This is a genomic window from Bacteroides xylanisolvens, assembly GCF_018289135.1.
In the GTDB taxonomy this organism is placed as follows: Bacteria; Bacteroidota; Bacteroidia; order Bacteroidales; family Bacteroidaceae; genus Bacteroides; species Bacteroides xylanisolvens.
This window is the reverse complement of record NZ_CP072216.1, coordinates 5,072,816-5,099,502: the sequence shown is the minus strand read 5'-3', so window position 1 is coordinate 5,099,502 and position 26,687 is coordinate 5,072,816. Positions and strand designations below refer to the sequence as shown.

General features: G+C 49.9%; 28 protein-coding genes. 24 read left to right on the top strand and 4 right to left on the bottom strand.

Translation table 11 applies throughout. From position 1 onward, the window contains the following. Positions 1-203 precede the first annotated feature (203 nt). The 7 genes from INE92_RS27000 to INE92_RS21180 all read left to right on the top strand — a co-directional run bounded on the left by INE92_RS27000 (position 204) and on the right by INE92_RS21180 (position 7,841). Entirely contained in the window at positions 204-356 is a 153-nt protein-coding gene (locus INE92_RS27000) for a hypothetical protein (protein ID WP_157395836.1), read from the top strand. A 285-nt stretch (positions 357-641) separates the two neighbouring features. Further along, the gene (locus tag INE92_RS21205) at positions 642-2,987 is read left to right on the top strand and encodes a hybrid sensor histidine kinase/response regulator (RefSeq protein WP_048927469.1); all 2,346 of its coding nucleotides are present in this window, start codon (positions 642-644) and stop codon (positions 2,985-2,987) included. Continuing rightward, the gene (locus INE92_RS21200) at positions 2,968-4,275 is read left to right on the top strand and encodes a sigma-54-dependent transcriptional regulator (protein WP_008019868.1); all 1,308 of its coding nucleotides are present in this window, start codon (positions 2,968-2,970) and stop codon (positions 4,273-4,275) included. The genes INE92_RS21205 and INE92_RS21200 overlap by 20 nt, the downstream gene beginning before the upstream one ends. 292 nt (positions 4,276-4,567) lie before the next feature. Continuing rightward, on the top strand, positions 4,568-4,981 hold the full coding sequence (locus INE92_RS21195) for a hypothetical protein (RefSeq protein ID WP_004315319.1): 414 nt from the start codon (positions 4,568-4,570) through the stop codon (positions 4,979-4,981). Positions 4,982-5,227: 246 nt separating this feature from the next. Then, entirely contained in the window at positions 5,228-5,839 is a 612-nt protein-coding gene (locus INE92_RS21190) for an RteC domain-containing protein (RefSeq protein ID WP_048927471.1), read from the top strand. Between the two features lie 128 nt (positions 5,840-5,967). Next, the gene (locus INE92_RS21185; protein WP_048927472.1) at positions 5,968-7,422 is read left to right on the top strand and encodes an ATP-binding protein; all 1,455 of its coding nucleotides are present in this window, start codon (positions 5,968-5,970) and stop codon (positions 7,420-7,422) included. 5 nt (positions 7,423-7,427) lie between these two features. Next, positions 7,428-7,841 carry a hypothetical protein gene (locus tag INE92_RS21180; protein ID WP_048927473.1) on the top strand — a complete coding sequence of 138 codons (414 nt, stop codon included), beginning with the start codon at positions 7,428-7,430 and terminating at the stop codon, positions 7,839-7,841. 94 nt (positions 7,842-7,935) lie between these two features. Here the strand turns inward: INE92_RS21180 and mobC are convergent, their stop codons facing one another. The 4 genes from mobC to INE92_RS27200 all read right to left on the bottom strand — a co-directional run bounded on the left by mobC (position 7,936) and on the right by INE92_RS27200 (position 12,147). Further along, positions 7,936-9,945 (bottom strand): conjugal transfer protein MobC, encoded by a 2,010-nt coding sequence (gene mobC, locus INE92_RS21175; protein WP_138350493.1) that lies wholly within the window; start codon positions 9,943-9,945, stop codon positions 7,936-7,938. Positions 9,946-9,977: 32 nt separating this feature from the next. Next, positions 9,978-11,228: a conjugal transfer protein MobB gene (gene mobB / locus INE92_RS21170; RefSeq protein ID WP_048928301.1), complete on the bottom strand. Its 1,251-nt coding sequence runs from the start codon at positions 11,226-11,228 to the stop codon at positions 9,978-9,980. Continuing rightward, a complete protein-coding gene (mobA, locus tag INE92_RS21165; RefSeq protein ID WP_005776212.1) occupies positions 11,207-11,635 on the bottom strand; it encodes a conjugal transfer protein MobA in 429 nt (142 codons plus the stop codon). The genes mobB and mobA overlap by 22 nt, the downstream gene beginning before the upstream one ends. A gap of 320 nt (positions 11,636-11,955) precedes the next feature. Continuing rightward, complete coding sequence (locus tag INE92_RS27200) at positions 11,956-12,147, bottom strand: hypothetical protein (RefSeq protein ID WP_458693202.1); 192 nt, start codon at positions 12,145-12,147, stop codon at positions 11,956-11,958. Positions 12,148-12,317: 170 nt separating this feature from the next. Here INE92_RS27200 and INE92_RS21160 point away from each other — a divergent pair, with 170 nt between their 5' ends. The 17 genes from INE92_RS21160 (at position 12,318) to INE92_RS21080 (ending at position 26,687) form a co-directional block, all read left to right on the top strand. Then, the gene (locus tag INE92_RS21160; protein WP_005643916.1) at positions 12,318-13,073 is read left to right on the top strand and encodes a ParA family protein; all 756 of its coding nucleotides are present in this window, start codon (positions 12,318-12,320) and stop codon (positions 13,071-13,073) included. A gap of 5 nt (positions 13,074-13,078) precedes the next feature. Further along, entirely contained in the window at positions 13,079-13,528 is a 450-nt protein-coding gene (locus INE92_RS21155; RefSeq protein ID WP_004311202.1) for a DUF3408 domain-containing protein, read from the top strand. Next, positions 13,525-13,914 (top strand): DUF3408 domain-containing protein, encoded by a 390-nt coding sequence (locus INE92_RS21150; protein WP_287647342.1) that lies wholly within the window; start codon positions 13,525-13,527, stop codon positions 13,912-13,914. The genes INE92_RS21155 and INE92_RS21150 overlap by 4 nt, the downstream gene beginning before the upstream one ends. Then, the gene (locus INE92_RS21145; protein ID WP_005643920.1) at positions 13,911-14,651 is read left to right on the top strand and encodes a hypothetical protein; all 741 of its coding nucleotides are present in this window, start codon (positions 13,911-13,913) and stop codon (positions 14,649-14,651) included. Before INE92_RS21150 ends, INE92_RS21145 begins: the two co-directional genes overlap by 4 nt. A 202-nt stretch (positions 14,652-14,853) precedes the next feature. Continuing rightward, on the top strand, positions 14,854-15,165 hold the full coding sequence (locus INE92_RS21140) for a DUF4134 domain-containing protein (protein WP_004311205.1): 312 nt from the start codon (positions 14,854-14,856) through the stop codon (positions 15,163-15,165). A gap of 10 nt (positions 15,166-15,175) precedes the next feature. Then, entirely contained in the window at positions 15,176-15,508 is a 333-nt protein-coding gene (locus INE92_RS21135) for a DUF4133 domain-containing protein (protein WP_048928299.1), read from the top strand. Further along, the gene (locus tag INE92_RS21130) at positions 15,505-18,009 is read left to right on the top strand and encodes a TraG family conjugative transposon ATPase (protein ID WP_048928298.1); all 2,505 of its coding nucleotides are present in this window, start codon (positions 15,505-15,507) and stop codon (positions 18,007-18,009) included. Before INE92_RS21135 ends, INE92_RS21130 begins: the two co-directional genes overlap by 4 nt. A gap of 37 nt (positions 18,010-18,046) precedes the next feature. Then, the gene (locus INE92_RS21125) at positions 18,047-18,430 is read left to right on the top strand and encodes a DUF3876 domain-containing protein (RefSeq protein ID WP_055229054.1); all 384 of its coding nucleotides are present in this window, start codon (positions 18,047-18,049) and stop codon (positions 18,428-18,430) included. Positions 18,431-18,460: 30 nt separating this feature from the next. Continuing rightward, positions 18,461-19,090: a DUF4141 domain-containing protein gene (locus INE92_RS21120; protein ID WP_004308927.1), complete on the top strand. Its 630-nt coding sequence runs from the start codon at positions 18,461-18,463 to the stop codon at positions 19,088-19,090. Positions 19,091-19,093: 3 nt separating this feature from the next. Next, positions 19,094-20,098 carry a conjugative transposon protein TraJ gene (traJ, locus tag INE92_RS21115; protein WP_048928297.1) on the top strand — a complete coding sequence of 335 codons (1,005 nt, stop codon included), beginning with the start codon at positions 19,094-19,096 and terminating at the stop codon, positions 20,096-20,098. Positions 20,099-20,129: 31 nt separating this feature from the next. After that, the gene (gene traK / locus INE92_RS21110; protein ID WP_048928296.1) at positions 20,130-20,753 is read left to right on the top strand and encodes a conjugative transposon protein TraK; all 624 of its coding nucleotides are present in this window, start codon (positions 20,130-20,132) and stop codon (positions 20,751-20,753) included. 5 nt (positions 20,754-20,758) lie between these two features. Then, complete coding sequence (locus INE92_RS21105) at positions 20,759-21,067, top strand: TraL conjugative transposon family protein (protein ID WP_048928295.1); 309 nt, start codon at positions 20,759-20,761, stop codon at positions 21,065-21,067. Beyond that, the gene (gene traM / locus INE92_RS21100; RefSeq protein ID WP_048928294.1) at positions 21,048-22,397 is read left to right on the top strand and encodes a conjugative transposon protein TraM; all 1,350 of its coding nucleotides are present in this window, start codon (positions 21,048-21,050) and stop codon (positions 22,395-22,397) included. Before INE92_RS21105 ends, traM begins: the two co-directional genes overlap by 20 nt. A gap of 68 nt (positions 22,398-22,465) precedes the next feature. Next, positions 22,466-23,452 carry a conjugative transposon protein TraN gene (gene traN / locus INE92_RS21095; RefSeq protein ID WP_048928293.1) on the top strand — a complete coding sequence of 329 codons (987 nt, stop codon included), beginning with the start codon at positions 22,466-22,468 and terminating at the stop codon, positions 23,450-23,452. Between the two features lie 2 nt (positions 23,453-23,454). Continuing rightward, positions 23,455-24,027, top strand: coding sequence for a conjugal transfer protein TraO (locus INE92_RS21090; protein ID WP_211421245.1), 573 nt, complete (start codon positions 23,455-23,457; stop codon positions 24,025-24,027). A gap of 141 nt (positions 24,028-24,168) precedes the next feature. Next, a complete protein-coding gene (locus tag INE92_RS21085; RefSeq protein ID WP_158561365.1) occupies positions 24,169-25,752 on the top strand; it encodes a tyrosine-type recombinase/integrase in 1,584 nt (527 codons plus the stop codon). Beyond that, positions 25,749-26,687 carry a tyrosine-type recombinase/integrase gene (locus tag INE92_RS21080; RefSeq protein ID WP_117652438.1) on the top strand — a complete coding sequence of 313 codons (939 nt, stop codon included), beginning with the start codon at positions 25,749-25,751 and terminating at the stop codon, positions 26,685-26,687. Before INE92_RS21085 ends, INE92_RS21080 begins: the two co-directional genes overlap by 4 nt.

The following is a 26,687-nucleotide window of genomic DNA, read 5'->3' as shown; positions in this document are numbered from 1 at the left end:
CAACGAACATTAACCGAAGTATAACCCCAATAAAAAAGGAGGACGTGATGGAACACACGGAGAATCCACCATATTGGTTTTGGCATCAAGGCATTGTCAATAATAATAATATAGACTCCAGTGTAAATATGGAAGCTGTAAGCCGGACATTGTCAAGATTGGTGCTCATTAAAGGCAACAAATCAAGTAATTAAATAAAAAACATGGGACTTTTTCACAGAGGCAAGAAAAATAATGACGATGAGCCGGACAGTGTTCAAACCAATTCATTCTCTGATATTATGAATGGTTTGCAGTACGCCGTAAACTGTGCACAAGATACATTAAGCAATGATAGTTCAGATAAGGGACGTTAGTTTGCAGTACGCCGTAAACTGTGCACAAGATACATTACAGAATCATCAGATACAAAATCTGACCAGACTTTTTGAAGGAACAAATGCAAATAACGCAAATTGGAGTTTTAGTTAACCAATTATATTTTTCATCAACAAACAGTGTCGCTGCGATATAAAATATTTTTCGGCTATGCCATACTTATGGCGGTCATCGGTAGCATGGCCGCCATTCTCATCCATGAACCTGCGAAGTTCCACGACCTATATGCGTATGTTGAATAACGGTATTTACACAAACAGCAAATGAGCGAACAATTCGTTACCACTACCAAGCATTTCCGCAAGCTGCTTGCCGCAGGCTATCTGCTTATAGTCCTGCTGGTGGGCGGCATCATCTGCACGTGGCTCGGCGAATGGCGCGACTTGGAGTTGCTGGAACGGGAGAACCGTGAAATCAACCGCTTCCGCAAGGAAACACACGATGCGTATGTGGGTGTGGTGGAGTTGTCTCTTTTGGGCGAGTCGGTGCTGGAATGGGACGATAAGGATGTGGCGGCATACCGGCGGCAACGGATGACGGTGGATAGTATGCTTTGCCGCTTCAAGAGCCATTACGAATCGGTGCGCATAGACAGCGTGCGCCACTTGCTGGAGGACAAGGAAAAGCGGCTGTGCGCCATCATGGAGGCTCTGGAACAACAGGCGGACATCAACCGTCGGATAGCCAAGCAGGTGCCGGTGATAGTGCAAACGAGCAGGCAGGAAGAGCCGAAGAAACAGAGGAGGAAAGGTTTTCTCGGGTTGTTCGGCAAGAAACAGGAAGCACCTCCGACGACGACCACCACGATGCTCTACACACTGAACCGTGATATGATAGCGCAACAACGTGCCCAGAGCCATCGTCTGTCGGAGTATGCCGACAGCCTTGCCAGCCGCAATGCGGAACTGAACCGCCAACTGCAAACCCTTATCCAGCAGATGGACCACAAGGTGCAGGCTGACTTGCAGGAACGTGAGGCGGAAATATCCGCTATGCGTGAAAAGTCGTTCTTGCAGGTAGGTATCATAACGGGTGTCATGCTGCTGTTGCTCATTATTTCATACATCATCATTCACCGCTATGCCACTCGCATCAAGCAGTACAAACATAAGACAACAGATTTAATCGGGCAACTGCAAAAGTCCGTAAAACAAAACGAATCGTTGATAGCCTCACGCAAGAAAGCGATGCACACCATCACCCACGAGCTACGCACACCACTGACTGCCATACATGGATATGCGGAACTGATGCAGGACAACGAAGAAGAAAAGATAAGCGGTTATGCGGACAATATCCTGCAAGCCTCCAAGAGAATGACCGACATGCTCAACTCCCTGCTTGACTTCTTCCGCTTGGACAGCGGCAAGGAACAGGCGAATGTCCGTCCGTTTCGTTTGGAAAACATCGCGGAGCTGTTGCAAACGGAGTTTACGCAACAAGCAGAAGCAAAAGATCTTAAACTTACCATCGAGTGCCCGGAGGGTATTATCCTGAATGGCGACAAGGAGCGCATCATACAGATATGCGACAACCTGCTGGGCAATGCCGTCAAGTTCACGAATGCCGGAAGCGTTTCACTTGTCATAAGCTATGACGGCAATAGGCTGACCCTTGTAGTAGAGGACACCGGAACCGGCATGAGTGCGGAAGAACAACAGCGAGTGTTCGGAGCGTTCGAGCGGCTTTCCAACGCCGCCACGCAAGACGGTTTCGGATTGGGGTTAAGCATTGTGAAACAGATAGTCGGGATGCTTGGCGGCACTATACGCTTGGAAAGCGAAAAAGGAGAAGGCAGTCGTTTTACTGTGGAGTTGCCAATGAACACTGCCGATATTGGTATTGAAGAACAGACAGCCGCAAAAAGTCTGGCTCATATAGAAAGACCTTATTCTGTCATCGTATTGGACGACAATCCGATGGTATTATCCATGACAAAGGAAATGTATGCTGGTATAGGTGTGCATTGCGACACGTTCACCACTATTGGCGATGCAATGGAAGCCATGCGGCAGCACACATACGACCTCATGATAACCGATATGAAGATGCCGGAGATTAACGGCTATGAGGTGTTGGAGTTGTTACGCTCGTCAAGTGTCAGCAACTCGAAAGAGATTCCCATTGTCGTGGCGACCGCCTCCGGCAGTTGCAGCGAAGAGGAGCTGTTGGAAAATGGATTTACCGCCTGCCTGTTCAAGCCATTTTCCATTTCCGAACTGGTTGCTGTATCAGACAAATGCCTTTTGACAAGTACGGACAAGGATGAACTTCCCGACTTGTCCTCTCTGCTTGCATATGGTGACAAACGGGCGATGCTCGACCGTTTGATAACCGAAACAGAAAAGGATATGCAGGCTGTCCGGGAAATCATGGAGAGGAATGACCGCAAGGCGTTGGACGAATGGATGCACCGTCAGCGAAGTTCATGGGCTGTTATCCGTGCTGACAAACCCTTGTGGAACCTGTATGAACTGCTGCATCAAGAATCTGAATGTTCCGAAATGGAATTGCGGAAATGCGTGGATGCCATGCTTCGTATGGGAACAGTTATCATAGAACTTGCGCAAAAGGAAAGGAGATTGTCGGATGAAAGTATTTGTGATTGAGGACAACCCCGTCTATAACGATTATGTCTGCAACCTGCTGAAGAAAGACAGCTTCGATACTATGTCGGCATATAATCTTGCCACTGCCAAGAAACTATTGGCAAAGTCAGAGGTGGATGATATTGTCGTTGCCGACCTACGCCTCCCCGACGGTGAAAGCATAGAGTTGTTACGGTGGATGCGTGCCAACGACAAACAGCAGGTGTTTATCGTTATGACCAATTACGGGGAGGTGCATACGGCAGTGGAAAGTATGAAGCTCGGCTCAAAGGATTACATACAGAAACAGTTGTTGGAGGATAAACTGATACCGCTTATCCGCACCCTGCAAAAAGAACATGAAAAGCGACTACAATGGAACATTCCGATATTCGTCCGGCAGGGCGAAGCCTATCAGAAAATCAAGAAACGTGTGCGCCTTGTAGCCACCACCCGGATGAGCGTGCTGATACTGGGCGAGAACGGTACGGGCAAGGAACATATCGCACAACATATACACCAACAAAGCAAACTTGCCGATAAACCTTTTGTGGCAGTGGACTGCGGAGCCTTGTCCCCGTCATTGATACAATCCGCCTTCTTCGGACACGTCAAGGGCGCGTTTACGGGTGCCGAAGCAAACAAGACGGGGTATTTTCTGGAAGCGGATGGCGGCACGCTGTTCCTTGACGAAGTGGGCAACCTAACAATGGAGATGCAACAGATGCTGCTCCGCGCCATACAGGAACGCCGTTACCGTCCCGTCGGTGCAAAGGAGGACAAAACAGCCAACGTGAGGATAGTGGCTGCAACCAACGAGGATTTGCAGAAAGCCGTAACGGAAAAGCGGTTCCGGCAGGATTTGCTCTATCGCTTGCAGGAGTATGTGATAACCATGCCGCCCTTGCGCGACTGCCCGGAAGACATCATGCCATTGGCCGAGTTCTTCCGTGAAATGGCAAACCGTGAGTTGGAACGTGAAGTAAAAGGTTTTGCCGCATCTGCCCGTAATGCCCTGCTCGCCCATGCGTGGCCGGGCAACGTGCGCGAGTTGAAACAGAAGATACAGACGGCAGTCCTGCAATCAGAAGGCGATATGATAACCGAAGCCGATTTGGAACTTGACAATGAACCGTCCGCTACTTCCGCTTGTTTTACATTGAAGAGCGGGGATGAAGAAAGAGGACGTATCCTGCGTGCTTTGAAACAAGCAGCCGGTAACAAGAAAATGGCTGCAAAGATACTGGGTATCGGCAGGACAACGCTGTATAATAAATTGGTAGAGTATGGATTGAATGAAGAAAACTGACCGGAGTATGGCTGTAAATGGCAATAATTGATTAACTTTGCAATTGTATTTCAGAAAATAGCAGGCGATTGGGTAACTTTTCGCCGATGATATAGACATAAGACCGCAAGGCGTTTCGAGCGAAAATCTGGTAAATTGAAACTACGGAGACGATTGCGTGATGCTTATGCTATGCCTACGCATAGCGTGCATTCACGTACTCTCCGTAAAGGCTTTACCAGAGCCATCGCTTGAAAGTAGTGTGAATTGCACGCTACTTTTTTGCCTCGCCAAAAAGGAAAGGAAATACGTTATGGCGAAAATACAATTACTTGCCGTTATCTCAATAGATGGCTGTCCGATGAAACTGCATCCCCGGAAGCGGTTGCTTCAAACCGAAGATTACGGTATGGATGAAATACGTGCCAATGCCCTGTATAAGCTGACATCCGACTATTCGGTATCCGTGCTTCAAGAATGGAGGGAGGAAGGTGGAAGCATTTGCCATTTGTTGGAAGTAACTGCCGGGAATACCGAATATGCCAACGGACTGTTACGGATGAACGTGATAGATGAAATCATACTATACGTTGTTCCAACCATCGACGGAAACGGAGCGCATTTTTTCAAGTCAGCACTACCTATGAATGACTGGCGGCTTATGGAGAACAAAACTTATAGGGACGGAGTAATCCGGCTTACCTATCATAAAGAGCCACGGGCATAAAATGTTCAGATTATGAACATCTTGGCGGGATTTCCGTGCTCAGAAAGTGAACACATGTTCAGAATCTGAACACATTTCACAAGGGATGCAATCAAGGATAAAATTATTTTTGAATTTTATCTTTCTGAAAAACAATGTAGTACAATTTTCTCACAATCTTTTCTCGTGTTTAGGGCTATGATTTGCACCATATATCAGTGTGCGCACACTGATAAACAAGTGTAAACCCTCAAAACAGAAAAGATAATGAACCATCTCATACTGGCGGAAACACAGTTTTTCGCCATGATAAACGGAAAAGACAACGGTAGCACGGAAACGGCATACGGCGGATTCGTGCAGGAAGTAATAAACCTGTGCTACGGCGGCAATGATGCCAAGCATATTATTGTGGCGTTGGCTTTTGCCGAAATCGAATTACAGCACCATCCGCAGAACTTGTCGGCATCGGAGGAGAATGTCGTCACTGTGTATATCCGCAAGGCGTTATCCTTCATCCGAAAGATGCAGAAGATGGTATCCGCTTCTGCAATTACCTCCGTGCCACCACTAACATCCACATCCGAAACCAAAGCCACAGTCCCAGCCTTGCAATGGACCGGTAATGCCGTCGAGTTGGTAGAACTAATCTATGCCCTCTACGCCACCGGCTGCATCAATGGCGGCAAGGCTTCGCTGAAAGAGCTTGCTCCTGTCCTCTATTCCTTTTTCGGTGTGGAGTCCAAAGACTGCTACCGCTTCTATACGGACATCAAACGCAGGAAAAGCGACAGTCGCACCTACTTCCTTGAAAAGATGCAGGACAAACTGAACGCGAAGATGCGACATGACGATGAATTGGAGCGGATGAGGAGATAAACGAATGCCAAACAAAGGATAAGCGGCCGGATTATACGGTTTCTTATCCTTCTTCATTTACAATCACTCTATTATCTGCCGGAAAGCCGATTAAAATCATTAACTTTGCAAGTATTAATCAATGACGGATGAAAATAGATAACCTCGAAATATTGAACGGACTGATTGCCGGAGCCGAAGGCGGGACAGTTGAGTTCAAAGAAACTACCGGGCAGTTGGAGCGTGGAATGGAAACTCTTTGTGCCTTCTTGAACGGTACGGGCGGCACGGTGCTGTTCGGTGTAACCGACAAGGGAAAGATTATCGGTCAGGAAGTGAGCGACAAGACGAAGCGCGATATTGCGGAAACCATCAGACGAATCGAGCCGTTTGCGACCATTGATATATCCTATACAGACATTCCGGGAACGAACAAAAGTGTTATAGCTTTATCAGCGGAAGAACAACGATATATGCGCCCGTTCACCTATAAGGGGAGGGCTTATCAACGGATAGAGAGCGTTACATCTGCCATGCCGCAGGGTATATACAACCTGTTGGTTATGCAGCGAGGCGGAACCTATGCTTGGGATTCCATGCAAAATCCCGGCTTGAAAATATCCGACCTTGACGAAACGGCAATCTTGGGCGCAGTACGTGGAGGAATCAGAGGCGGACGTTTGCCGGAAGGTTCTATGCAGGAGGATGTCCGAACCATCCTTGAAAAATTTGACTTGTTGAATGATGGAAAGCTGAACAATGCTTCCGTTGTCCTATTCGGACGGAACTTCTACCATTATCCCCAATGTCTGCTCCGTTTAGCCCGGTTCAAAGGAACGACAAAAGATGAATTTTTAGATAATCAGCGTGTGACAGGCAATATATTCAACTTGCTGGATGCTGCAATGGCATTTTTCTTCAAGCATTTGTCCCTCTCCGGTAAAATTGAAGGTTTGTACAGAGAAGAGGAACTGAATGTGCCATATAAGGCATTGAGAGAATGTTGCATAAATGCTTTTGCACATCGTGTTTACCATCGCCCCGGCAGTTCAGTCGGGATTGCTATCTATGATGACCGCGTGGAGATTGAAAACAGCGGAACATTTCCGCCTGATATTACCATTGAGAAACTGTTGGGTGGCCACAATTCCGAACCACAAAATCTGATAGTAGCCAATGTGCTGTACAAAAGTGCAGTATTGGAGAGTTGGGGACGTGGCATAGCCCTTATGGTAAACGAATGTCGCCGTGTCGGTATTCCGGATCCGGAGTTTCATACCGACGGCAATGCTGTATGGATTGTGTTTCATTATACAAGAACTACAGTAGGACAAGACCCCACAGCAACCCCACAGCAACCCTATAGTAACCCCACAGTAACCCCACAGTTAGGAAAACTGTTGTCTGCTATTGGGAACAACACTCTCTCTGCTAAAGAAATCATGGAGAAAACGGGAATGAAAGATAAAAGGAATTTCTTAAAGAACTATATCCATCCGGCAATAAATTCCGGTTTGGTCCTTTCACTTTATCCCATAGGCTCCAAGAGTCCGCAACAGAAATACTATCTTACTGATAAAGGTAAAGGTTTCCTGCAACAATAACGGGTATGGCTAAAAAGAAGAAACATAAGAATGATGTAAAAACTGATTTACCGATAATCATGGATTATGGTATCGGCAGTATATCCGTTTATGACCCGGCAGACATAATGCCATACAACGAGCCGCCAATTAGCGAACAAATCCGCTTCAAGAAACTCGGCAAAGAGATGAAATCCGAGTTCAAGTGGCTGGTATCTTCCGTAGTGATTGAGTATTGGCAAGAAAACCGACAGATACCTTTCGGTGAAGAAATGTCGAAACTCAGAACCAGACTGTTGAGAATGTTTGCCGAAGAATACAGCATACTGCTTAAAGACGATACAGAGCTGAAAAATTATTTGCTGACGCTTGCCATTACCACCATCAACAAGCATCTCAAATCTGAGAATAAAAAGAGGGTGTCAAAACTCTCTTTTTAACAAAATTACCCTTGCTACAGATATCTGTGACAGGGGTAATTTTCATATTTTGGGTGTTTTGACACATCCCCTTTTTCACATATAAAGGAATCTGTTATTTCTGCTGCAACAGGTGTTTCAAGTTTTCATCATTTGCGATACGTTCCAGTTCCTCTTGAACAATCTGCTTCACTTCCTCCTTGATGCGCCTGTAATTCGCCTGAACCGTTTCTTTCATGCGGTCGTTGCCGTCCCCGTCCGTAAAGTCGGTAATGACGGGGATTTTCTTGTAGGCTTTCTCCTCGCGCCTCACCTTCTCGGCATCCACGACAATCTCGCAATGGAAAATCTTCTGCTCGATACGCTCGTTGAAGTTGTCGGACACCGAACCAACAAACATACCCTGCGTCAAGCCGGAAATCTTGCTCGGCGGGATGAGTGAATCCATCTGCGTGTTGATGGAGGTGGAAACATCCTGCCGGTTGATGGAAATGGACTGCCGTTTCTGCAACACCTTACCGAAGCGTTCGGAAAGCGTCTTGGCGGTTTCACCCACCACCTGACCGGAAAAGATATTGCCGACGGTGTTCATCACGACCTTCGCTTCTTTATCACCGTAGTCGCGCACCAACTGGCTAAAATCCTGAAAGCCCAGACACACGGCAACCTTGTTGCTTCGCGCGGTGGCGATAAGGTTGTCCAACCCCTTGAAATAAATCGTGGGCAGCTCGTCGATGATGACCGACGACTTCAGCATCCCTTTCTTGTTGATGAGTTTCACGATACGGGAGTTATACAGACCGAGAGCGGCCCCGTAGATATTCTGACGGTCGGGATTGTTGCCCACACAGAGTATTTTCGGTTCTTCGGGGTTGTTGATGTCCAGCGTGAACTCGCTGTCCGACATCACCCAATAGAGCTGCGGGGAAATCATCCTTGACAAAGGGATTTTCGCGCTTGCTATCTGCCCCATCAACTGCTCCGCAGCCCCTCCGAGCCATGCGTCCATGAACGGAGAAAGATAGTTTTCCAATTCCGGGTAAGAGGTCAGTATCGGGAAAATATCCTCATAGCGGCGGTTCAGGAACTCAATCGCATGGGGGAACGTGCAGTATATGCCGCCTTGATAGATTTTGAGATACCATATAATGCTGGCAAACAAAATAATAGGTGATTCCACAAAGAAGTCGCCCTGCTTCTGCACCCACGTTTTATTGAGGTTGAGCATTATCGTATAGGCACTCTCGTAGGCATCCGTAATATCCTCCATGAAATCCGGGTGGATGGGATTACAGCGGTGCGAGCGTCGCGGGTCGTCGAAGTTTATCACATAAAACTTCGGCTTCACCTTGTAACCCTCCGGGTGGTTCAGCAGATGGTTGTAGGCGATTGTAGATAAGTCGCTGAATTTGAAGTCATATACATACATCGAAAAGCCCTTTTCAATCTGCTGCTTGATGAAACTGTTTACCACCGCGTATGACTTTCCACTACCCGGCGTACCCAACACGATGGAGGCACGAAAAGGATTCACCACATTGATCCAGCCGTTGTTCCAACGCTTTTTGTAGTAGAACCGTGTCGGAAGATTGACCGAATACTCGCTTTCGATAAGCCTTGTTTCCTGCATGAAGCTCTCGTTCTCGTTGTTGAACACATCATCCATGAGGTTGTGCTTCAACAGGCGGCTCAACCACAGACCGCCCATCAGCAGGAATACATAGCCCGCGCCAACGGTCAGGATATACAGTCCCGTCACCGCCTCCACCGGCAATGGCAGGGCCAGTATCCACCAGTTGAGGAAGAACAGCACGAAGCCCACGGCAAGGACCGCCCAGATTTTCCCCCACGTGATTTTCTCGCCCTTCACGCCCTTTGTCCCCAGACAGGACAGGGCAAGCAGGAGGACGGCAAATAGTTTCGTGTAGAGGATGGAACGGAACAGCCCCGCCGTGCGGTTGAAGTTCATCAGTATCCTGTCCACCACACCGATGTCCACACCCCAGAGCCGTATGGCTTCATAACAGAACCAGTACACGTTCATGACCACTAAAATAATACTCACGGCACGCAGAAAATCCATGATTTTCGCCAACGCCCTCAAATCGTCTTCTTGTTGTGACATACATTGATTTTTTTGATTGTTGATATTTTCGATTACATTCCCAAGCCCTTGCGCTTCTTCTTTTTCTTCTTGCGCTGCATCGCCCGGATGAAGGCTTCCTCCTCGGCGTCCACTGCCGGACCTTCGGGGGCAAACAGGTTCATACCACCCGAATGGTTCTCGTATTCCCCTCCGGAATATCCTTGTTTGTCCTCTTGTCCCTCCACCATAACGGAAAGCGGAATCGACGGCTGTCCAGCGTAAGGCTGCGTGAAGTGTTCCTGCAAGGCGTTGGCGGAAAGTTCCTTGCCCATGCGTGAGCCGTTCAGCACGCAGCCCGTACGGTGGTCGATGAACGTGGCTCCGTAGATGCGCCCTTCCTCCGTGTAGCGTAGTACGGTGTCGATGCCCTTTCCTTTGAGGGTGGCTACAAACTTCTCCTTGTCATACGTGCCTTCCAGCACGGAAAGGACGGTGCGTTTCGTCATGTCGGCAAGTTTCCTCTCCTTAAACTCCTGCTTGGAACGGGCAAACTTCTTCTGTACGGCTTCATAGCCGACGGACTTCCCGAACAGCGAGGACTTGAAAGGATTGCCGACCTTGTTGCCCTTGTCGTCCGTGACGGAATAGACCAGCCCGTGATACTCACGTCTGCGCACATTGCCATGTGCTTCCTCCACTGTCATATTATATAAGGAAAGGAGGGCACGGTATTCTCCCATCGTTTGGAAACGGTATTGCCCGTTCAAAGCCTTAACGATATTCCCCACCTGCTTCTTCACGTCGCCCGCAGAGGCGTCCACCTTGCGCAGCGGCGTGTCAAGACGGCGATTCTTGCGTTCCGCGTCATGCAGCCCGTACTTCCGTTCCAATTCGCGGGTTATCTGCTTGCTACGGTAAAAGTTGTTTCGGGTGTCTATGCTCCTGCCGTCCCCGTCCACCCGCACCGTCACGATATGCAGGTGGTGGCGGTCTATGTCCTCATGCTTGTACACCATATAGGGCTGGTTGCCGAAGCCCATCTTCTCCAGATACTCCCGCGCGATGTCCTGAAGCTCGGTGTCGGTCAGCATATCGTCGGGATGCGGGTTGAGCGAGATATGCACCACCGGCTTCTCCACCTTCGACCGCACGGGCATCAGGGCGAGGAAGTCCTCCATCGCCCGGCGGATGTCCACCGTTCCCGTACCGTCATTGTAGATGCGGTTGGTCGTCAGCAGCCGCCCTTCCTCCTTGTTGATCTTCTCCCCGTTGTAGGCAAGTGCGCCGTACAACGAGTTTCCTACGCTGATTTTTGCGACCATTTTTCCTGCATCTCTTTAGACAGTTCCACAATCTGGCGGCTCAGTTTCACGAGTTCGACGGTCTGTTGCTCCAGTTTGTAGAGCAACGCCATCGCCTTTTTCTCGGAAAAATGCAGCCTCAGTTCCTTCACGACTTGGTTGTAGTTCGTGCCTATTGCGCGGAATTGCGCATGAAAATCAGATAGCTTGGTGTAGTAATCCACCAGCGTCTTGTCCACTTTCAGCACCTTGAACGGTTGCCCGAAGAAGTGCGCTTTCAGGAAAACCGACTTGGCGTAAACGCCCGACTTCTCGAACATGGAGAGGAAACGGTTGTGTTCCTCCTCGCTGAAACGGACGGTGTATCTGAACACCGCCGGATCGAGTTTGGGATTTCTCCCGCCTTTGTTTCTTTTTTTTTCACTCATATTACTTTGGATTTAGCGGTTTGACGGCATAAGCCGCCGCTTCATGGCACAGACACCGTAGGTTTGAGAGGCTTCCCGACTTCGGAGGGTAAGCCCGCCCCCTGCAAGGGCAAGGCGTTTTCCGGGATGCTCAAAATATTTTGAGCGGCTGAAAACATACCTTGCTATGTTCAGGTGAACATAAAAATCCGTTGGGGACGGATTGGGGATGATTTCTTTCAAACTCCGGGCTGCGCCACCTGCGGCGTACCCTGCCGTTCAGGTGCAAAGTTACGCCCTTAAAGCGATGTCGGACAGAGGCTTGACCCAGACAATCAGTGTCAACCGGCGCAACGTGCTGCCACTTGCCGGAGAAGTGATACAAGTTCCAAAATATCCTTGTTTATTTGCAGTGTGATTCGGATGTGGGACTGAAAATACACTCCTTCCGCCAGATGTTCGGACAGCAATCCGGGCATCAATCCAAACGGTTGAAAACAGGTGTATGTATTCAGATAGTTTTCCAAGCACACGTCCGTGCGGACGGATAAAAGCATGGACGGTTGGACAAACCGATGAATACCCGCAGGCACAGCCGGATTAAGGAGTGAATAAATAAATGAATGGGAGTGCGTGCGTACGTACTAATGACAATACGCTACCGCCACCGGACAGATGTATAACCAAATAAATTATCAAAAAAATGAAAGAAGCAACTTATGTGGCAATCTCCACGCAGAAAGGTGGAGCGGGTAAGACAACCCTGACAGTGCTTGTAGCAAGCTATCTGCACTATGTGAAAGGCTACAACGTAGCCGTGGTGGACTGCGATTTCCCGCAGTACAGTATCCATGACATGCGCAAGCGTGACATGAAAGCCGTCATGGAGGACGGGCATTACAAGGTGCTGGCGTATGAGCAGCTCAAACGACTGAAGAAGAACCCGTACACCATCAGATGCAGCCGTGCGGAAGATGCGGTAAAGACCGCCGAAAATCTGGTGGCAGCGCAGCCCGACCTCGATTTCGTGTTCTTCGACCTGCCGGGAACAATCAACAATGCCGATGTGGTGCAGACCATTTCCCAAATGGACTATATCTTCACGCCCATCATCGCCGACCGTGTGGTAATGGAGAGTTCCATCAAGTTCGCCACTGTCATCAACGAACAGATGATAAGCACGGGCAAGTCCGGCATCAAAGGGATTTACCTCGTGTGGAACATGGTGGACGGACGCGAAAAGACTGAACTTTACAAGGCATACGACAAGGTCTGTGCCGAGTTCGCCCTGCCCATTCTGGAAACACATCTACCGGACAGTAAGCGCTTCCGCAAGGAGACGGCGGCAGAACGCAAGGCGGTATTCCGCTCCACGGCGTTTCCGGCGGACAAAATACTGGTACGCGGCAGCAACCTCGACAAACTCGTCGATGAGATTCTCGGCATCATCAAAAACTGAACGGCATGGCAAAGAAAACAAGAATCGAGGACATCGACAGCGAAGCCGTAATCAACTCATTTCGACTGGACGATACAAGCATTCCGCCGGAAGCAAGAAGCACGGACGGGAACGCTCCTGTCCCACCTCCGAAAGAAGCGATACAAGAAGCCGTTTCTCCACCCGCCTCGCACTCCAAAGAGGAGCCGGAACGCAGGCGCAGGAACAGCAAGCCGGAAAAATTGGATTATGACACAGTATTCATATGCGGTTCCAATATCACGGCAAGGCTCGGCAAGCAGGTCTATATCCGCAAGGAGTACCACGACCGCATACAGAAGATGCTTCATGTAATCGGAGGCAACGAAGTGACTATCGCGGCATTTCTTGACAACGTGCTGACACACCATTTCACGCTGTTCCAAGACGAGATAGCCGAATCGTTCAAACGGCACATGGAATCCTATAATTTATAAACACTCAAAAACAACAAAGAAGTATGAAAAGAACAAATAAGAACCGTCAGGCTGAGTATCTGCAAACAGGAAAGAGTGAAAGAACCGCTGTCCGTGCAGCAAAGTGTGTAACCGACTACGGGCAGGAAAATACCGACGTTGACTTCCGCAAGGATAAAGGCAGAGACAAACCGCTCTCGACTTTCCTGCAAGCATCGGAAATCAAAACGCGGCAATGTATATACATCAGCCGAGAAATTCATGAGAAAGTCGCTATCGTTACCAGTCGGATGGGAAACGGTTTGAGCATCGGCAAGTTTGTGGATAACATCCTCCGCGACCATTTCCGACAATACGGGCAGCAGTACATGGAACAGATTGAAAACGCCCAAAAAGTAAGATTATGACAAAGGCGTTTTTAATCGTATCGGTTGCTTGCAACGTGTGGTTTCTGTTTCTGCTGTTCTATGACCGCATCATGGACACGAAGCTCATCCGTTTCTTCAGACATATTGCCGGGCTGTGGCGGTCATTGGACAGTACGGTGGCAGAGCAAGGAAAGGATAAGGAAATACCTCACGCAGACACCTCGGACATCATTGGCAAGAGCCGTTTCAAGATGGCATCGACCCGGACAACCGCTGCCATACCGACGCAAGAAGCCGCCACTTCGGAAAAAGGCATTGAGCTGTCGGAGGAAGAGGCTACTTTTGACGACGGAAACACGGAAACCGTCTCACGCCCGACACAAGTACCGGAGGACAAACTCGATGAAACCTTCACGAGCATCCCGCCCTCGGAACTGGAGTACGGAGAAGATGAACCGGAGGATGAAGAACCAGACAAAAAGCAGGCTTCGGGAAGTAGCTTCGAGGATATTGACATGGCAGTACACACCATACGGAAGGAATCACCATCCGATGAGGAAATGCGACACGCCGGAAAGGTCATGACGGAACTGGACGGGACAGAGCTTTTCACAAGAATAACGGAACGCCTGACCGATGAAGCAATGAGCGAGAGGATTGCAAAGGCGATGGCAGTTTTCGTGGACACGGTGAACATGACCGTGACACAACAAAAGGAAAAGGTGTTCGTGATTCCCGACAACATCGAGGAGTTCGACTTCCGAAACTATGTATAACAACTAAAAAAGAATGGAAATGAAAACGTAAAATGACGACACCCACGCGCACGGCGGTACAAGGTACAGCCAACCCGCAACGGACAGCCCCAAGTCCGTAGAAACAAACGGGCAACCACTAAAACCAAAGTAAAGTAATCAAGTATCAACCGCCCGAAAAAGGACTATCCACCCTTTGGACGGCACAAAAAAAGAACAGTTTATGAACAAGAACATCAGACAAAAGTTAATCATCGCTGCGGCACTTATGATTGCCGCAACCGCCTCCGCTTTCGCACAGGGAAACGGTCTGGCTGGCATCAACGAAGCCACCTCTATGGTGAGTTCGTATTTCGACCCCGGCACGAAATTAATCTACGCCATCGGCGCGGTAGTCGGGCTTATCGGTGGCGTGAAAGTGTACGGAAAATTCTCGTCCGGAGACCCGGACACCTCGAAGACCGCCGCCTCGTGGTTCGGGGCTTGTATCTTCTTGATTGTCGCCGCCACTATCCTGCGCTCATTCTTCCTTTAATAAACAATGTATGGCTGAATACCCGATAAACAAGGGTATCGGCCGTCCGGTCGAGTTCAAGGGTTTGAAGGCTCAGTACCTCTTCATCTTCTGCGGAGGTCTGCTGGCTCTCTTCGTCCTGTTCGTCATCCTCTATATGGTCGGCATCGACCAGTGGATATGTATCGGCTTCGGCGCGGCATCTTCTTCCGTCCTCGTATGGCAGACCTTAGCGCTGAACGCCCGGTACGGCGAACACGGGCTGATGAAATTGGGAGCGGCAAGGAGCCATCCCCGATACCTTATCAACCGACGGCGGATCACCCGATTACTCAAACGGCAACGAAAGGAAGAAACGACATGAGAAATACATCCAAAATGACAACACTGGAAAACAAGTTCCCCCTGCTGGCGGTGGAGCATGGCTGCATCATCTCCAAAGACGCCGACATCACGGTGGCTTTTGAGGTGGAACTGCCGGAGCTTTACACCGTGACGGGCGCAGAGTACGAGGCGATACACGGCTGCTGGTGCAAGGCTATCAAGGTGCTGCCGTACTTCTGCGTCGTGCATAAGCAGGATTGGTTCATCAAGGAGAAATACAAGCCGGAGTTACAGAAGGACGACATGAGTTTCTTGAGCCGTTCCTTTGAACGCCACTTCAACGAGCGTCCGTACCTGAAACACTCCTGCTATCTCTACTTGACCAAGACGACGAAAGAACGTAACCGTATGCAGAGCAACTTCAGTACGCTGTGCCGGGGACATATCATCCCGAAGGAGCTGGACAAGGAAACCGCCGGGAAGTTCATGGAGGCCGCCGAACAGTTCGAGCGCATCATGAACGACAGCGGCTTTGTGAGGCTGCGCCGCCTCTCCACCGACGAGATTGTCGGGACGGAGAAGTCCGCCGGGCTGATAGAGCGTTACTTCTCGCTCATGCCCGAAGGCGACACGACCTTGCAGGACATCGACCTCTCGGCAAAAGAAATGCGTATCGGTGACAACCGCCTGTGCCTGCACACCCTCTCCGACGCGGAGGATATGCCCGGAAAGGTGGCTACCGACATCCGCTACGAGAAACTCTCCACCGACCGCTCGGACTGTCGCCTCTCCTTCGCCTCCCCCGTGGGGCTGCTGCTTTCCTGCAACCACATCTATAACCAGTATGTGATTATCGACAACAGCGAGGAAAATTTGCAGAAGTTCGAGAAGTCCGCAAGGAATATGCAGTCGCTATCCCGATACAGCCGGAGCAACAGCATCAACCGCGAGTGGATAGACCAGTACCTGAACGAAGCCCATTCCTACGGGCTGACCTCGGTACGGGCGCACTTCAACGTCATGGCGTGGAGCGATGACGCGGAGGAACTGAAGCATATCAAGAACGATGTGGGCAGCCAGCTGGCAAGCATGGAGTGCGTGCCGCGCCACAATACCATCGACTGCCCGACGCTCTACTGGGCGGCGATGCCCGGCAACGCGGCGGACTTCCCGGCGGAAGAGAGTTTCCATACATTCATCGAGCAGGCGGTGTGCCTCTTCACGGAGGAAACCAACTACCGCAGTTCGCTCTCGCCCTTCGGCATCAAGATGGTGGACAGGCTTACGGGAAAACCGTTGCACCTCGACATCAGCGACCTGCCGATGAAGCGGGGTATCACGACCAACCGCAACAAGTTCGTGTTGGGTCCTTCGGGCAGCGGCAAATCCTTTTTTATGAACCACCTCGTGAGGCAATACTACGAGCAGGGTACGCACGTGGTGCTGGTGGACACGGGAAACTCCTATCAGGGCTTGTGCGAGATGATCCGGTGCAAGACAAACGGGGCGGACGGCGTGTACTTCACCTACACGGAGGAGAAACCGATTTCGTTCAACCCGTTCTACACCGATGATTACGTGTTCGACGTGGAGAAAAAGGACAGCATCAAGACATTGCTGCTGACGCTCTGGAAGTCGGAGGACGACAAAGTGACGAAGACGGAGAGCGGCGAACTGGGCAGTGCGGTGAACGCCTATATCGAGCGTATCAGGGCTGACCGGAGCATCGTCCCCTCGTTCAACACCTTCTACGAGTATATGCGCGACGACTACCGCCGCGAACTGGCGGAACGTGAGATAAAGGTGGAGAAGTCCGACTTCAACATCGACAATATGCTCACCACCATGCGGCAGTATTACCGGGACGGACGCTACGACTTCCTGCTCAACTCCACGGAGAACATCGACCTGCTCGGCAAGCGGTTCATCGTCTTCGAGATTGACAGTATAAAGGAAAATCGCGAGCTTTTCCCTGTGGTGACCATCATCATCATGGAAGCCTTCATCAACAAGATGCGCCGATTGAAAGGCGTGCGCAAGCAACTGATAGTGGAAGAGGCTTGGAAGGCTCTATCTTCGGCGAACATGGCTGAGTACCTGCGCTATATGTACAAGACCGTGCGCAAGTATTACGGGGAGGCAATCGTGGTGACGCAGGAGGTGGACGACATCATTTCCTCGCCCGTCGTCAAGGAGAGCATCATCAACAACTCCGACTGCAAGATACTCCTTGACCAGCGGAAGTACATGAACAAGTTTGATGCCATACAGTCCCTGTTGGGTCTGACGGAGAAAGAGAAGTCGCAGATACTCTCCATCAACATGGCGAACAACCCGTCAAGGCTCTACAAGGAAGTGTGGATAGGACTGGGCGGCACGCAGTCGGCAGTCTATGCCACCGAAGTTAGTGCTGAAGAGTATCTGGCGTACACCACCGAAGAAACGGAAAAAGTAGAGGTTTACCGTCTGGCGGAACAGTTGGGCGGCGACATTGAAGCCGTCATCCGGCAGCTTGCCGAAAGGCGGAGAAAAAAGGAATAAATAGAAACAGATTCATCAACTAAAAAAGAAAATGCGTATGAGTATATCAAGAACGAAAATGCTGCAAATCAGCAAGTGTTTAATCGGGCTGGCGGTCATGGTGCTGCAATCCTGCGACATAACGGACAACCGACGCGACCTGCTTTGCGGAAACTGGGAGAGTGTGGAGGGCAAGCCCGACGTGCTTATCTACAAGGAGGGCGAAGCCTATAAGGTGACGGTATTCAAGCGGAGCGGCATCCGCCGCAAGCTGAAGCCGGAAACCTATCTCTTGCAGGAGGAGAACGGCAATCTGTTCATGAACACCGGATTCCGCATCGACGTGTCCTACAACGAGGCGACGGACATCCTGACCTTCTCGCCGAACGGGGACTACGTGCGTGTGAACCCGAAACCGGACCATCCGATAGGCGAGCAATAAATAATGAAATCCACTAAAATCCAAAGTAACATGAGAACAAGAATAACACTTATTATCTGCCTGTGCCTGTTTGCAGTCGGCAGGGCAAGCGCACAGTGGGCGGTGATAGACCCGTCCAACATCGCGCAGAGCATCGTGAACACCTCGAAGAACGTGGTACACACTTCCACGACCGCCCAAAATATGATAAAAAATTTTCAAGAGACCGTGAAGATTTACGAACAGGGCAAGAAGTATTACGACGCACTCAAATCCGTGAACAATCTGGTAAAGGACGCCCGGAAGGTGCAGCAGACCATCTTGATGGTGGGTGACATCACCGACACCTATGTGACCAGTTTCCAGAAGATGATGCGTGACGACAACTTCACGGTGGAGGAACTGGGAGCCATCGCCTTTGGCTACACCAAGTTATTGGAGGAATCCAACGATGTGCTGACGGAACTGAAGAATGTGGTGAATATCACCACGCTCTCCATGACGGACAAGGAGCGCATGGACGTGGTGGAACGCTGCTACTCCAAAATGAAGCGTTACCGCAACCTCGTGAGCTACTACACCAACAAGAACATTAGCGTGAGTTACCTGCGTGCGAAGAAGAAAAACGACCTTGACCGCATCATGGGGCTGTACGGGAACATGAACGAAAGATATTGGTAGCCTATGAATTTCGACAACCTTCACCAAATTCTGCGCTCGCTCTACGAACAGATGGTGCCGCTATGCGGGGACATGGCGGGCGTGGCGAAAGGCATCGCCGGGCTGGGCGCACTCTTTTATGTGGCCTACCGGGTATGGCAGTCGCTGGCGAGAGCCGAACCGATAGACGTGTTCCCTATGCTCCGCCCGTTCGCGATAGGCTTGTGCATCATGTTCTTTCCGACGGTGGTATTGGGTACGATAAACAGCATCATGTCGCCCGTCGTGCAGGGTACGGCAAAGATGCTGGAGGCGGAAACGCTGGACATGAACCGATACCGTGAGCAGAAGGACAAACTGGAGTACGAAGCGATGATGCGCAATCCCGAAACCGCCTACCTCGTGTCAAACGAGGAGTTTGACAAACAACTGGAAGAACTGGGCTGGTCGCCCGGCGACATGGTGACGATGGCGGGGATGTACATCGAGCGCGGGATGTACAACATGAAGAAGGGCATCCGCGACTTCTTCCGCGAGATACTGGAACTGATGTTCCAAGCCGCCGCCCTCGTGATAGACACCATCCGCACGTTCTTCCTCGTGGTGCTGGCGATACTCGGTCCGATAGCCTTCGCCATATCGGTGTGGGACGGCTTCCAAAGCACGCTTACACAGTGGATATGCCGCTACATACAGGTCTATCTGTGGCTGCCCGTGTCGGATATGTTCAGCACCATACTGGCGAAGATACAAGTGCTGATGCTGCAAAGCGACATCGAACGGATGCAGGCTGACCCGAACTTCTCGCTGGATTCGAGCGACGGGGTGTACATCGTCTTCATGATAATCGGCATCATTGGTTACTTCACCATCCCCACGGTAGCAGGCTGGATTATCCAAGCCGGAGGCATGGGAAGCTACGGTCGCAACGTGAACCAGACGGCAGGACGAGCCGGAAGTATTGCGGGCAGCGTGGCGGGCGCAGCCGCAGGAAACGTGGTCGGACGTGCCGGGAAACTGCTGAAATAATCAACTGACAATTAAAAACGAATAAACAACAATGGAATTTAAGTCACTTAAAAACATCGAATCATCGTTCAGGCAGATACGCCTGTCCGGTATCGTCTTCCTCTCGTTGTGTGCCGTAATAACGGTATGGAGCGTGTGGAGTTCCTACCGCTTCGCGGAGCGGCAACGAGAAAAGATTTACGTGCTGGATAACGGCAAGTCGCTGATGCTGGCTCTCTCGCAAGACTTGTCGCAGAACCGTCCGGCAGAAGCGAGGGAACACGTGCGCCGTTTCCACGAGCTGTTCTTCACGCTCTCACCCGAAAAGAGCGCGATAGAGCATAATGTGAAACGCGCCCTGCTATTAGCGGACAAAAGCGTGTACAACTACTATTCGGACTTCGCCGAGAAAGGGTACTACAACCGCATCATCGCCGGGAACATCAACCAAGTGCTGAAGGTGGACAGCGTGGTGTGCGACTTCAACGGCTATCCCTACCGTGCCGTGACCTACGCCACGCAGAAGATCATCCGGCAGAGCAACGTCACCGAGCGCAGCCTCGTGACCACGTGCCGCCTTTTGAACTCGTCCCGTTCGGACGACAATCCCAACGGTTTCACCATCGAGGGCTTCACCATCATCGAAAACAAGGATTTACAAACCATCAAAAGGTAACAGACATGAAGAAAATCAGAAAATCATTTTGGCGTGCGTACTGGAAGCTCCACGACAAAAAGAAAATGCTGGTGGCAAGGCTCAAAGGCTATCTGGACGGTTTGCCCCCGAAAACACGCAAGCGCATCGTGCTGGCGATGCTCGCCGCCTTCACGGTGCTTGCCCTTTACACCTTCGGCAAAGCTGTCTATGACATCGGCAGGAATGACGGCAGCCGGATAGTAACAGACCATGCCGGACAGGTGGAACTGTCCGTAAAGCCGGAAAACAATCATAATGTAATACCTTATTTATATGAAACAGACGAAGAATGAACCTAAAAACGAGAACAAGGCGGCTCCCGACAACGGGAAACCGAAGAAGGAGCGCAAGCCGCTGACCGAAGCCCAAAGGCTGAAACGTCAGAAAATGATAGTGTTGCCCGCTATGGTGCTGGTATTCATCGGTGCTATGTGGCTGATATTCGCCCCGTCTTCCGACAAGGAGCAGCAACCGGGAACGGGTGGTTACAATATCGAAATGCCCGACGCTGACAAGGCGAACCGTCAGATCATCGGCGACAAGGTGAAAGCCTACGAACAGGGGGCGATGGAGGAACGGCAGGAGAACCGCAGCCGCACCATGCAGGAGCTGGGCGATATGTTCGACCGCGAAGTGGCGGAAACGGATAGCGGCAGGGACTTCGACCTTGCCAATCCCGGAGGCATGGAAGAGAATGTGAAGTCCGCCCCGAAGACCATCCAATCATCCGCAGCCGCCTACCGCGACCTCAATGCCACGCTCGGCAACTTCTACGAGCAGCCAAAGAACGACAATGCGGATATGGACGAACTGTTAGAGCGTATCGCCTCGCTGGAATCGGAACTGGAAACCGAGAAAGGCAAGGCATCCGCTATGGATGACCAAGTGGCACTCATGGAGAAGTCCTATGAACTGGCGGCGAAGTACATGGGCGGGCAGAACGGCACACAGCCACCTGTCGGACAGGCGGCAGAGCCTTACCCCGTGCAGAAAGCCGGAAAGAACACTGCTGCACCTGTCAGGCAGGTAACGCATCAGGTGGTATCTTCGCTCTCACAGCCGATGAGCAACGCTGAGTTTGTCGCCTCCTTCTCGCAGGAGCGCAACCGCAGTTTCAATACGGCGGTGGGTGTCACGACTGTATCGGACAGGAACACCATATCGGCGTGTGTCTATGGGGCGCAGAGTGTGACTGACGGGCAGGCGGTAAGATTACGGCTGCTGGAGCCGATGGCAGTGGCGGACAAAATCATACCCCGCAATGCAGTGGTGGTAGGCACGGCAAAGATTCAGGGCGAACGACTCGATATTGAAATTACTTCGCTGGAGTACGCAGGTACGATTATCCCGGTAGAACTGGCGGTGTATGACACGGACGGACAGCCCGGCATCTTCATTCCAAACTCGATGGAGATGAACGCCGTCAGGGAGGTTGCCGCCAACATGGGCGGCTCGCTGGGCAGCAGCATTAATATCTCCACCAACGCAGGGGCGCAGCTCGCCTCCGACTTGGGCAAGGGGCTGATACAAGGCACGAGCCAGTATATCGCCAAGAAGATGCGTACCGTCAAGGTGCATCTGAAATCCGGATACAAGGTCATGCTATATCAGGACAGAGATTGAAAACAATAACAATCAACGACTAAAAAACAACAACCAAATTTTTATTTACCACTAAAATCCAAAGTAGAATGAAAAAAGTAATCATCATGCTTGTCCTCGCTATGGGCATCGCAACTGCCAACGCGCAGGAGAACGTAACCGTTGTAACGGACAACGGAAGTGAACAACCGACCTTGACAAAGGAGGTCTATCCGCAGAAGGAGGCGGACGGCGATCTGTATCACGGGCTGACAAAGAAGCTGACCTTCGACCGCATGGTTCCCCCGCACGGCTTGGAAGTGACCTACGACAAGACCGTCCACGTCATTTTCCCCTCGGAGGTGCGCTACGTCGATTTAGGCTCGCCCGACCTGATTGCGGGTAAAGCCGACGGAGCGGAGAACGTCATCCGCGTGAAAGCGACCGTGAGGAACTTCCCGAACGAAACCAATATGTCCGTGATAACGGAGGACGGGAGTTTCTATACCTTCAACGTGAAGTACGCCGCCGAACCGCTGCTGCTCAACGTGGAGATGTGCGACTTCATCCATGACGGCGAGGCAGTGAACCGCCCGAACAATGCGCAGGAAATATACCTGAAGGAGCTGGGCAGCGAAAGCCCGATGCTGGTGCGCCTTATCATGAAGTCCATCCACAAGCAGAATAAGCGCGAGGTGAAGCACATCGGCTGCAAGCGATTCGGCATCCAGTACCTGCTGAAAGGCATCTACACGCATAACGGGTTACTCTATTTCCACACGGAGATAAAGAACCAGAGCAACGTGCCTTTCGATGTGGACTACATCACATGGAAAATCGTGGACAAGAAGGTGGCGAAGCGTACCGCCGTGCAGGAGCAGATCATCCTGCCGCTCCGTGCGCAGAATTACGCCACACTCGTGCCGGGAAAGAAGAGCGAGCGCACGGTATTCACGATGGCGAAGTTCACCATTCCCGACGACAAATGCCTCGTGGTGGAACTCAACGAGAAGAACGGAGGTCGCCACCAGTCTTTCGTGATTGAGAACGAGGACTTGGTACGTGCCAATACCATCAACGAACTTCAAGTGCGCTGACCATGAGAAAGTACATCGCAATAGTCATCGCGTCGCTTGCCCTGTTCACGGGGCAGGCGCACGCCCAGCGATGCCTGCCGAAGATGCAGGGCATCGAGGTCAGGGCGAACATGGCGGACGGTTTCAATCCCGGCGGCAACGACGGCGGGCACAGCTTCGGGGCGGCTCTTTCCACCTACACGAAAAAGGGGAATAAATGGGTGTTCGGCGGCGAGTACCTGTTGAAGAACAACCCTTACAAGGACGGGAAGATACCCGTGGCGCAGTTCACGGCGGAGGGGGGATACTACTTCAAGATACTCTCCGATGCCCGTAAAATCGTGTTCGTCTATGCAGGGGCTTCGGCTCTTGCCGGATATGAATCGGTGAACTGGGGCGAAAAGGTGTTGCATGACGGCTCCACGCTCCATGACCGGGACTCCTTTATCTACGGCGGTGCACTGACGCTCGATGTGGAGTTTTACGTGGCAGACCGTATCGCTCTGCTCGCCAACCTCCGGGAGCGTTGCCTGTGGGGTGGCGACACGAGGAAGTTTCATACGCAGTGGGGCGTGGGGCTGAAATGTTATATATAACATTTCACGCCATATGTTAGCTTTCAATTTATGTTGTATAATAATTGTATTTAACTTGCGAACGGTTAGTTGTGTGTTTTTTGGACAACATATTTCTGGATGTCTACCTATGCTTTATTACTAATTAAAAAAACTGTGCTTATGATAATAACAGAACTTATCAAAGACAAGAGTCGTCATCAAGAGTATCTTGAAGCTCCGATGCTATCTGAAAGGGAGTCATATATTGAATACCTCAGAAGCAAGGGAGGCAAAGACGATTATCTAAAGAAAACATCACTATTCCTGTTAAGAATAGTTCGTATTCTCCCAATTGACAACAAACCTCTCGTATTTGAGACCGTTTCTGTATCCATTAAATGTTTCTGCCAGCAGAATCAACTTGGAATCACTTCTGAAAAACATATGATCAGAACGGCAATGAAATGGATACGCTTTATTGGCTTGTCTAATCTTGACGGACTTATGGAAGCCCCTGTTTTAAACAGCTTGTTTCCTCGACGTCAGTCACGTGTAAAAATGGCGTCTGCTCCAATGCTTGTAGAAAGGGAAGCTTTTCTAAAGCATAGTCGCAACTTGGGATATTCTGACAATTATCTCAGACTGATAGCGTATATCCAACTTCATGTCGTTCAAAATTTATCCATATGCACTCGGATTTCATTTTCAACAAAAGAAATCATTTCAAGCGCAGAAAAATACGCATGTGGAGGTAAACAAACAGATTCTAATGTAATATACCGAAAAGGGGTATTTACAAGAGTTGCTATGGGCTGGCTTGATTTTTTAGGCATACAAGTCACCAAGAGCACTTCTTTTTGTTTTAATGAATATGCAGAAGAATATTTACGTTTTCTTTCTGACGAGAAAAACTATTCAAAACATACCATTAAAGGTAAACGTAAGGTTCTATGTTGTATGTTACCCGTCCTTGGTCAAATACATCCAGAGTTGTTCTCTATGCAACCCAAACATATTGATATGTTCTTTACAAGAATCCATAAGGAATGGTATATCAATCGTAGAACATTAGCCGAATACATCAGCCATCTGCGTTCGTTCCTTCGATATGCCGCTACTCAAAGCTGGTGTTCAGACAAGTTATCCTTGGCACTCAAAGCACCACGTTTGTACTCAGAGGACGGTCTTCCTTCCGCTCCAGAGAAAGAACATGTACTCGGAGCCGTTCAATTTTATTCAGACTTCAATAGTAAAACAAACATTCGGAACTATGCTATAATGATGCTTCTGTCCGTTTATGGAATCCGCACGCATGAACTGGTCAGTCTACAACTGAATGATATAGACTGGGACAAGGAGACAATCCTGTTCCGTCGCTCCAAAGGTGAACGGGCTCAAGTCTTTCCGCTTACCGTGAACGTCGGTAATGCCATCATACGTTATCTGACAGAAGTAAGAGTAAATGATTCTTCGCAAAAATCATTGTTCCAATGTATGGTACCACCATATAGAGGAGTTAGCCACAATGCAGTATATGCTATTGTGAGCAAGGCTCTAAGAAGTCAGGGGATGGAACTTAGACACTATGGTCCCCACGCACTGAGACATTGGACTGCCACACGGCTTGTCAACGAAGGATTCCCGTTATATAATGTCAGTCGACAACTCGGACATGAAAGCCCGGATTCCACAAGGATATATGCCAAAGTGAATCTGAAAACACTAAGTATGGTCGCAGAAATGAATTGGGAGGATTTGCTATGACTGTCAAAGAAGCTGTAATCAAATATATTGAGTACAGACACAGCCTTGGAGAAAAGTTCAAATCTGCCGGTATTCTTCTTGTGAGCTTTAGCAAGTTTATCGGTGATACGACCGATATTTCCTCAATCAATATGGAATCCGTGAACTCGTTCCTCTATAAGGGGAACAAGGTTACGGCTATGTGGTTTGCTCGTCACACGTCCCTGAAGGGATTCTTTCAATGGGCTTTTCAACGAAGCCTTATTGAAACAATTCCATTGACATTGGATATGCCGAAGAGACCTGCCGGACTTGTTCCCTATATCTATAGCCGGGATGAACTCAAGCGGTTGTTCAGTTCTGCTTTGAACTATACCAGGAGAACTCAGAATGTAATCATCCCTTTTGTATATCAGACAATGCTGATTACCATGTATACGATGGGACTTCGCACTTGTGAAGTCATAGCACTGAGGGTAGGCGATATAATTTGGGAAGAGTCTTACATCATTGTACGTACTACAAAATTTTACAAATCAAGGATTGTCCCATTCAACACTCAAGCAAAAAAAAGACTTTTGAGTTATTTTGACTGGCTCAAAGAGTCCGGTTTTTCGGTTGATAAGGACGCTCCCTTTTTTGTAACCAAGCAAGCTCAGGCTGTCAACCTCCATACTTTCCGGAACAGTTTTAAACTGATACGGAAAAAGGCAGGAATAATCCGCACGGACTCGGATAGATACCAGCCACGGATACATGACCTCCGGCACACGTTTGCAATCCATCGTTTGATTCAATGGTACAAGGAAGGAGTAGATGTACAGCAGATGTTACCTATCCTTTCCACCTATCTCGGACATACTTCTATCAAGTATACAAGTGTTTATCTAACGATGACTCCTGAATTACTGGAAACGGCATTGCAACTTTTTGAGAATTACAGACTATCAAAATAA

Excerpts from the sequence above, each read along its gene's own strand:
- INE92_RS27000 (WP_157395836.1), top strand. The coding sequence starts at position 204 with ATGGGACTTTTTCACAGAGGCAAGAAAAATAATGACGATGAGCCGGAC.
- INE92_RS21205 (WP_048927469.1), top strand. The coding sequence starts at position 642 with ATGAGCGAACAATTCGTTACCACTACCAAGCATTTCCGCAAGCTGCTT.
- INE92_RS21200 (WP_008019868.1), top strand. The coding sequence starts at position 2,968 with ATGAAAGTATTTGTGATTGAGGACAACCCCGTCTATAACGATTATGTC.
- INE92_RS21195 (WP_004315319.1), top strand. The coding sequence starts at position 4,568 with ATGGCGAAAATACAATTACTTGCCGTTATCTCAATAGATGGCTGTCCG.
- INE92_RS21190 (WP_048927471.1), top strand. The coding sequence starts at position 5,228 with ATGAACCATCTCATACTGGCGGAAACACAGTTTTTCGCCATGATAAAC.
- INE92_RS21185 (WP_048927472.1), top strand. The coding sequence starts at position 5,968 with ATGAAAATAGATAACCTCGAAATATTGAACGGACTGATTGCCGGAGCC.
- INE92_RS21180 (WP_048927473.1), top strand. The coding sequence starts at position 7,428 with ATGGCTAAAAAGAAGAAACATAAGAATGATGTAAAAACTGATTTACCG.
- mobC (WP_138350493.1), bottom strand. The coding sequence starts at position 9,945 with ATGTCACAACAAGAAGACGATTTGAGGGCGTTGGCGAAAATCATGGAT.
- mobB (WP_048928301.1), bottom strand. The coding sequence starts at position 11,228 with ATGGTCGCAAAAATCAGCGTAGGAAACTCGTTGTACGGCGCACTTGCC.
- mobA (WP_005776212.1), bottom strand. The coding sequence starts at position 11,635 with ATGAGTGAAAAAAAAAGAAACAAAGGCGGGAGAAATCCCAAACTCGAT.
- INE92_RS21160 (WP_005643916.1), top strand. The coding sequence starts at position 12,318 with ATGAAAGAAGCAACTTATGTGGCAATCTCCACGCAGAAAGGTGGAGCG.
- INE92_RS21155 (WP_004311202.1), top strand. The coding sequence starts at position 13,079 with ATGGCAAAGAAAACAAGAATCGAGGACATCGACAGCGAAGCCGTAATC.
- INE92_RS21145 (WP_005643920.1), top strand. The coding sequence starts at position 13,911 with ATGACAAAGGCGTTTTTAATCGTATCGGTTGCTTGCAACGTGTGGTTT.
- INE92_RS21140 (WP_004311205.1), top strand. The coding sequence starts at position 14,854 with ATGAACAAGAACATCAGACAAAAGTTAATCATCGCTGCGGCACTTATG.
- INE92_RS21135 (WP_048928299.1), top strand. The coding sequence starts at position 15,176 with ATGGCTGAATACCCGATAAACAAGGGTATCGGCCGTCCGGTCGAGTTC.
- INE92_RS21130 (WP_048928298.1), top strand. The coding sequence starts at position 15,505 with ATGAGAAATACATCCAAAATGACAACACTGGAAAACAAGTTCCCCCTG.
- INE92_RS21125 (WP_055229054.1), top strand. The coding sequence starts at position 18,047 with ATGAGTATATCAAGAACGAAAATGCTGCAAATCAGCAAGTGTTTAATC.
- INE92_RS21120 (WP_004308927.1), top strand. The coding sequence starts at position 18,461 with ATGAGAACAAGAATAACACTTATTATCTGCCTGTGCCTGTTTGCAGTC.
- traJ (WP_048928297.1), top strand. The coding sequence starts at position 19,094 with ATGAATTTCGACAACCTTCACCAAATTCTGCGCTCGCTCTACGAACAG.
- traK (WP_048928296.1), top strand. The coding sequence starts at position 20,130 with ATGGAATTTAAGTCACTTAAAAACATCGAATCATCGTTCAGGCAGATA.
- INE92_RS21105 (WP_048928295.1), top strand. The coding sequence starts at position 20,759 with ATGAAGAAAATCAGAAAATCATTTTGGCGTGCGTACTGGAAGCTCCAC.
- traM (WP_048928294.1), top strand. The coding sequence starts at position 21,048 with ATGAAACAGACGAAGAATGAACCTAAAAACGAGAACAAGGCGGCTCCC.
- traN (WP_048928293.1), top strand. The coding sequence starts at position 22,466 with ATGAAAAAAGTAATCATCATGCTTGTCCTCGCTATGGGCATCGCAACT.
- INE92_RS21090 (WP_211421245.1), top strand. The coding sequence starts at position 23,455 with ATGAGAAAGTACATCGCAATAGTCATCGCGTCGCTTGCCCTGTTCACG.
- INE92_RS21085 (WP_158561365.1), top strand. The coding sequence starts at position 24,169 with ATGATAATAACAGAACTTATCAAAGACAAGAGTCGTCATCAAGAGTAT.
- INE92_RS21080 (WP_117652438.1), top strand. The coding sequence starts at position 25,749 with ATGACTGTCAAAGAAGCTGTAATCAAATATATTGAGTACAGACACAGC.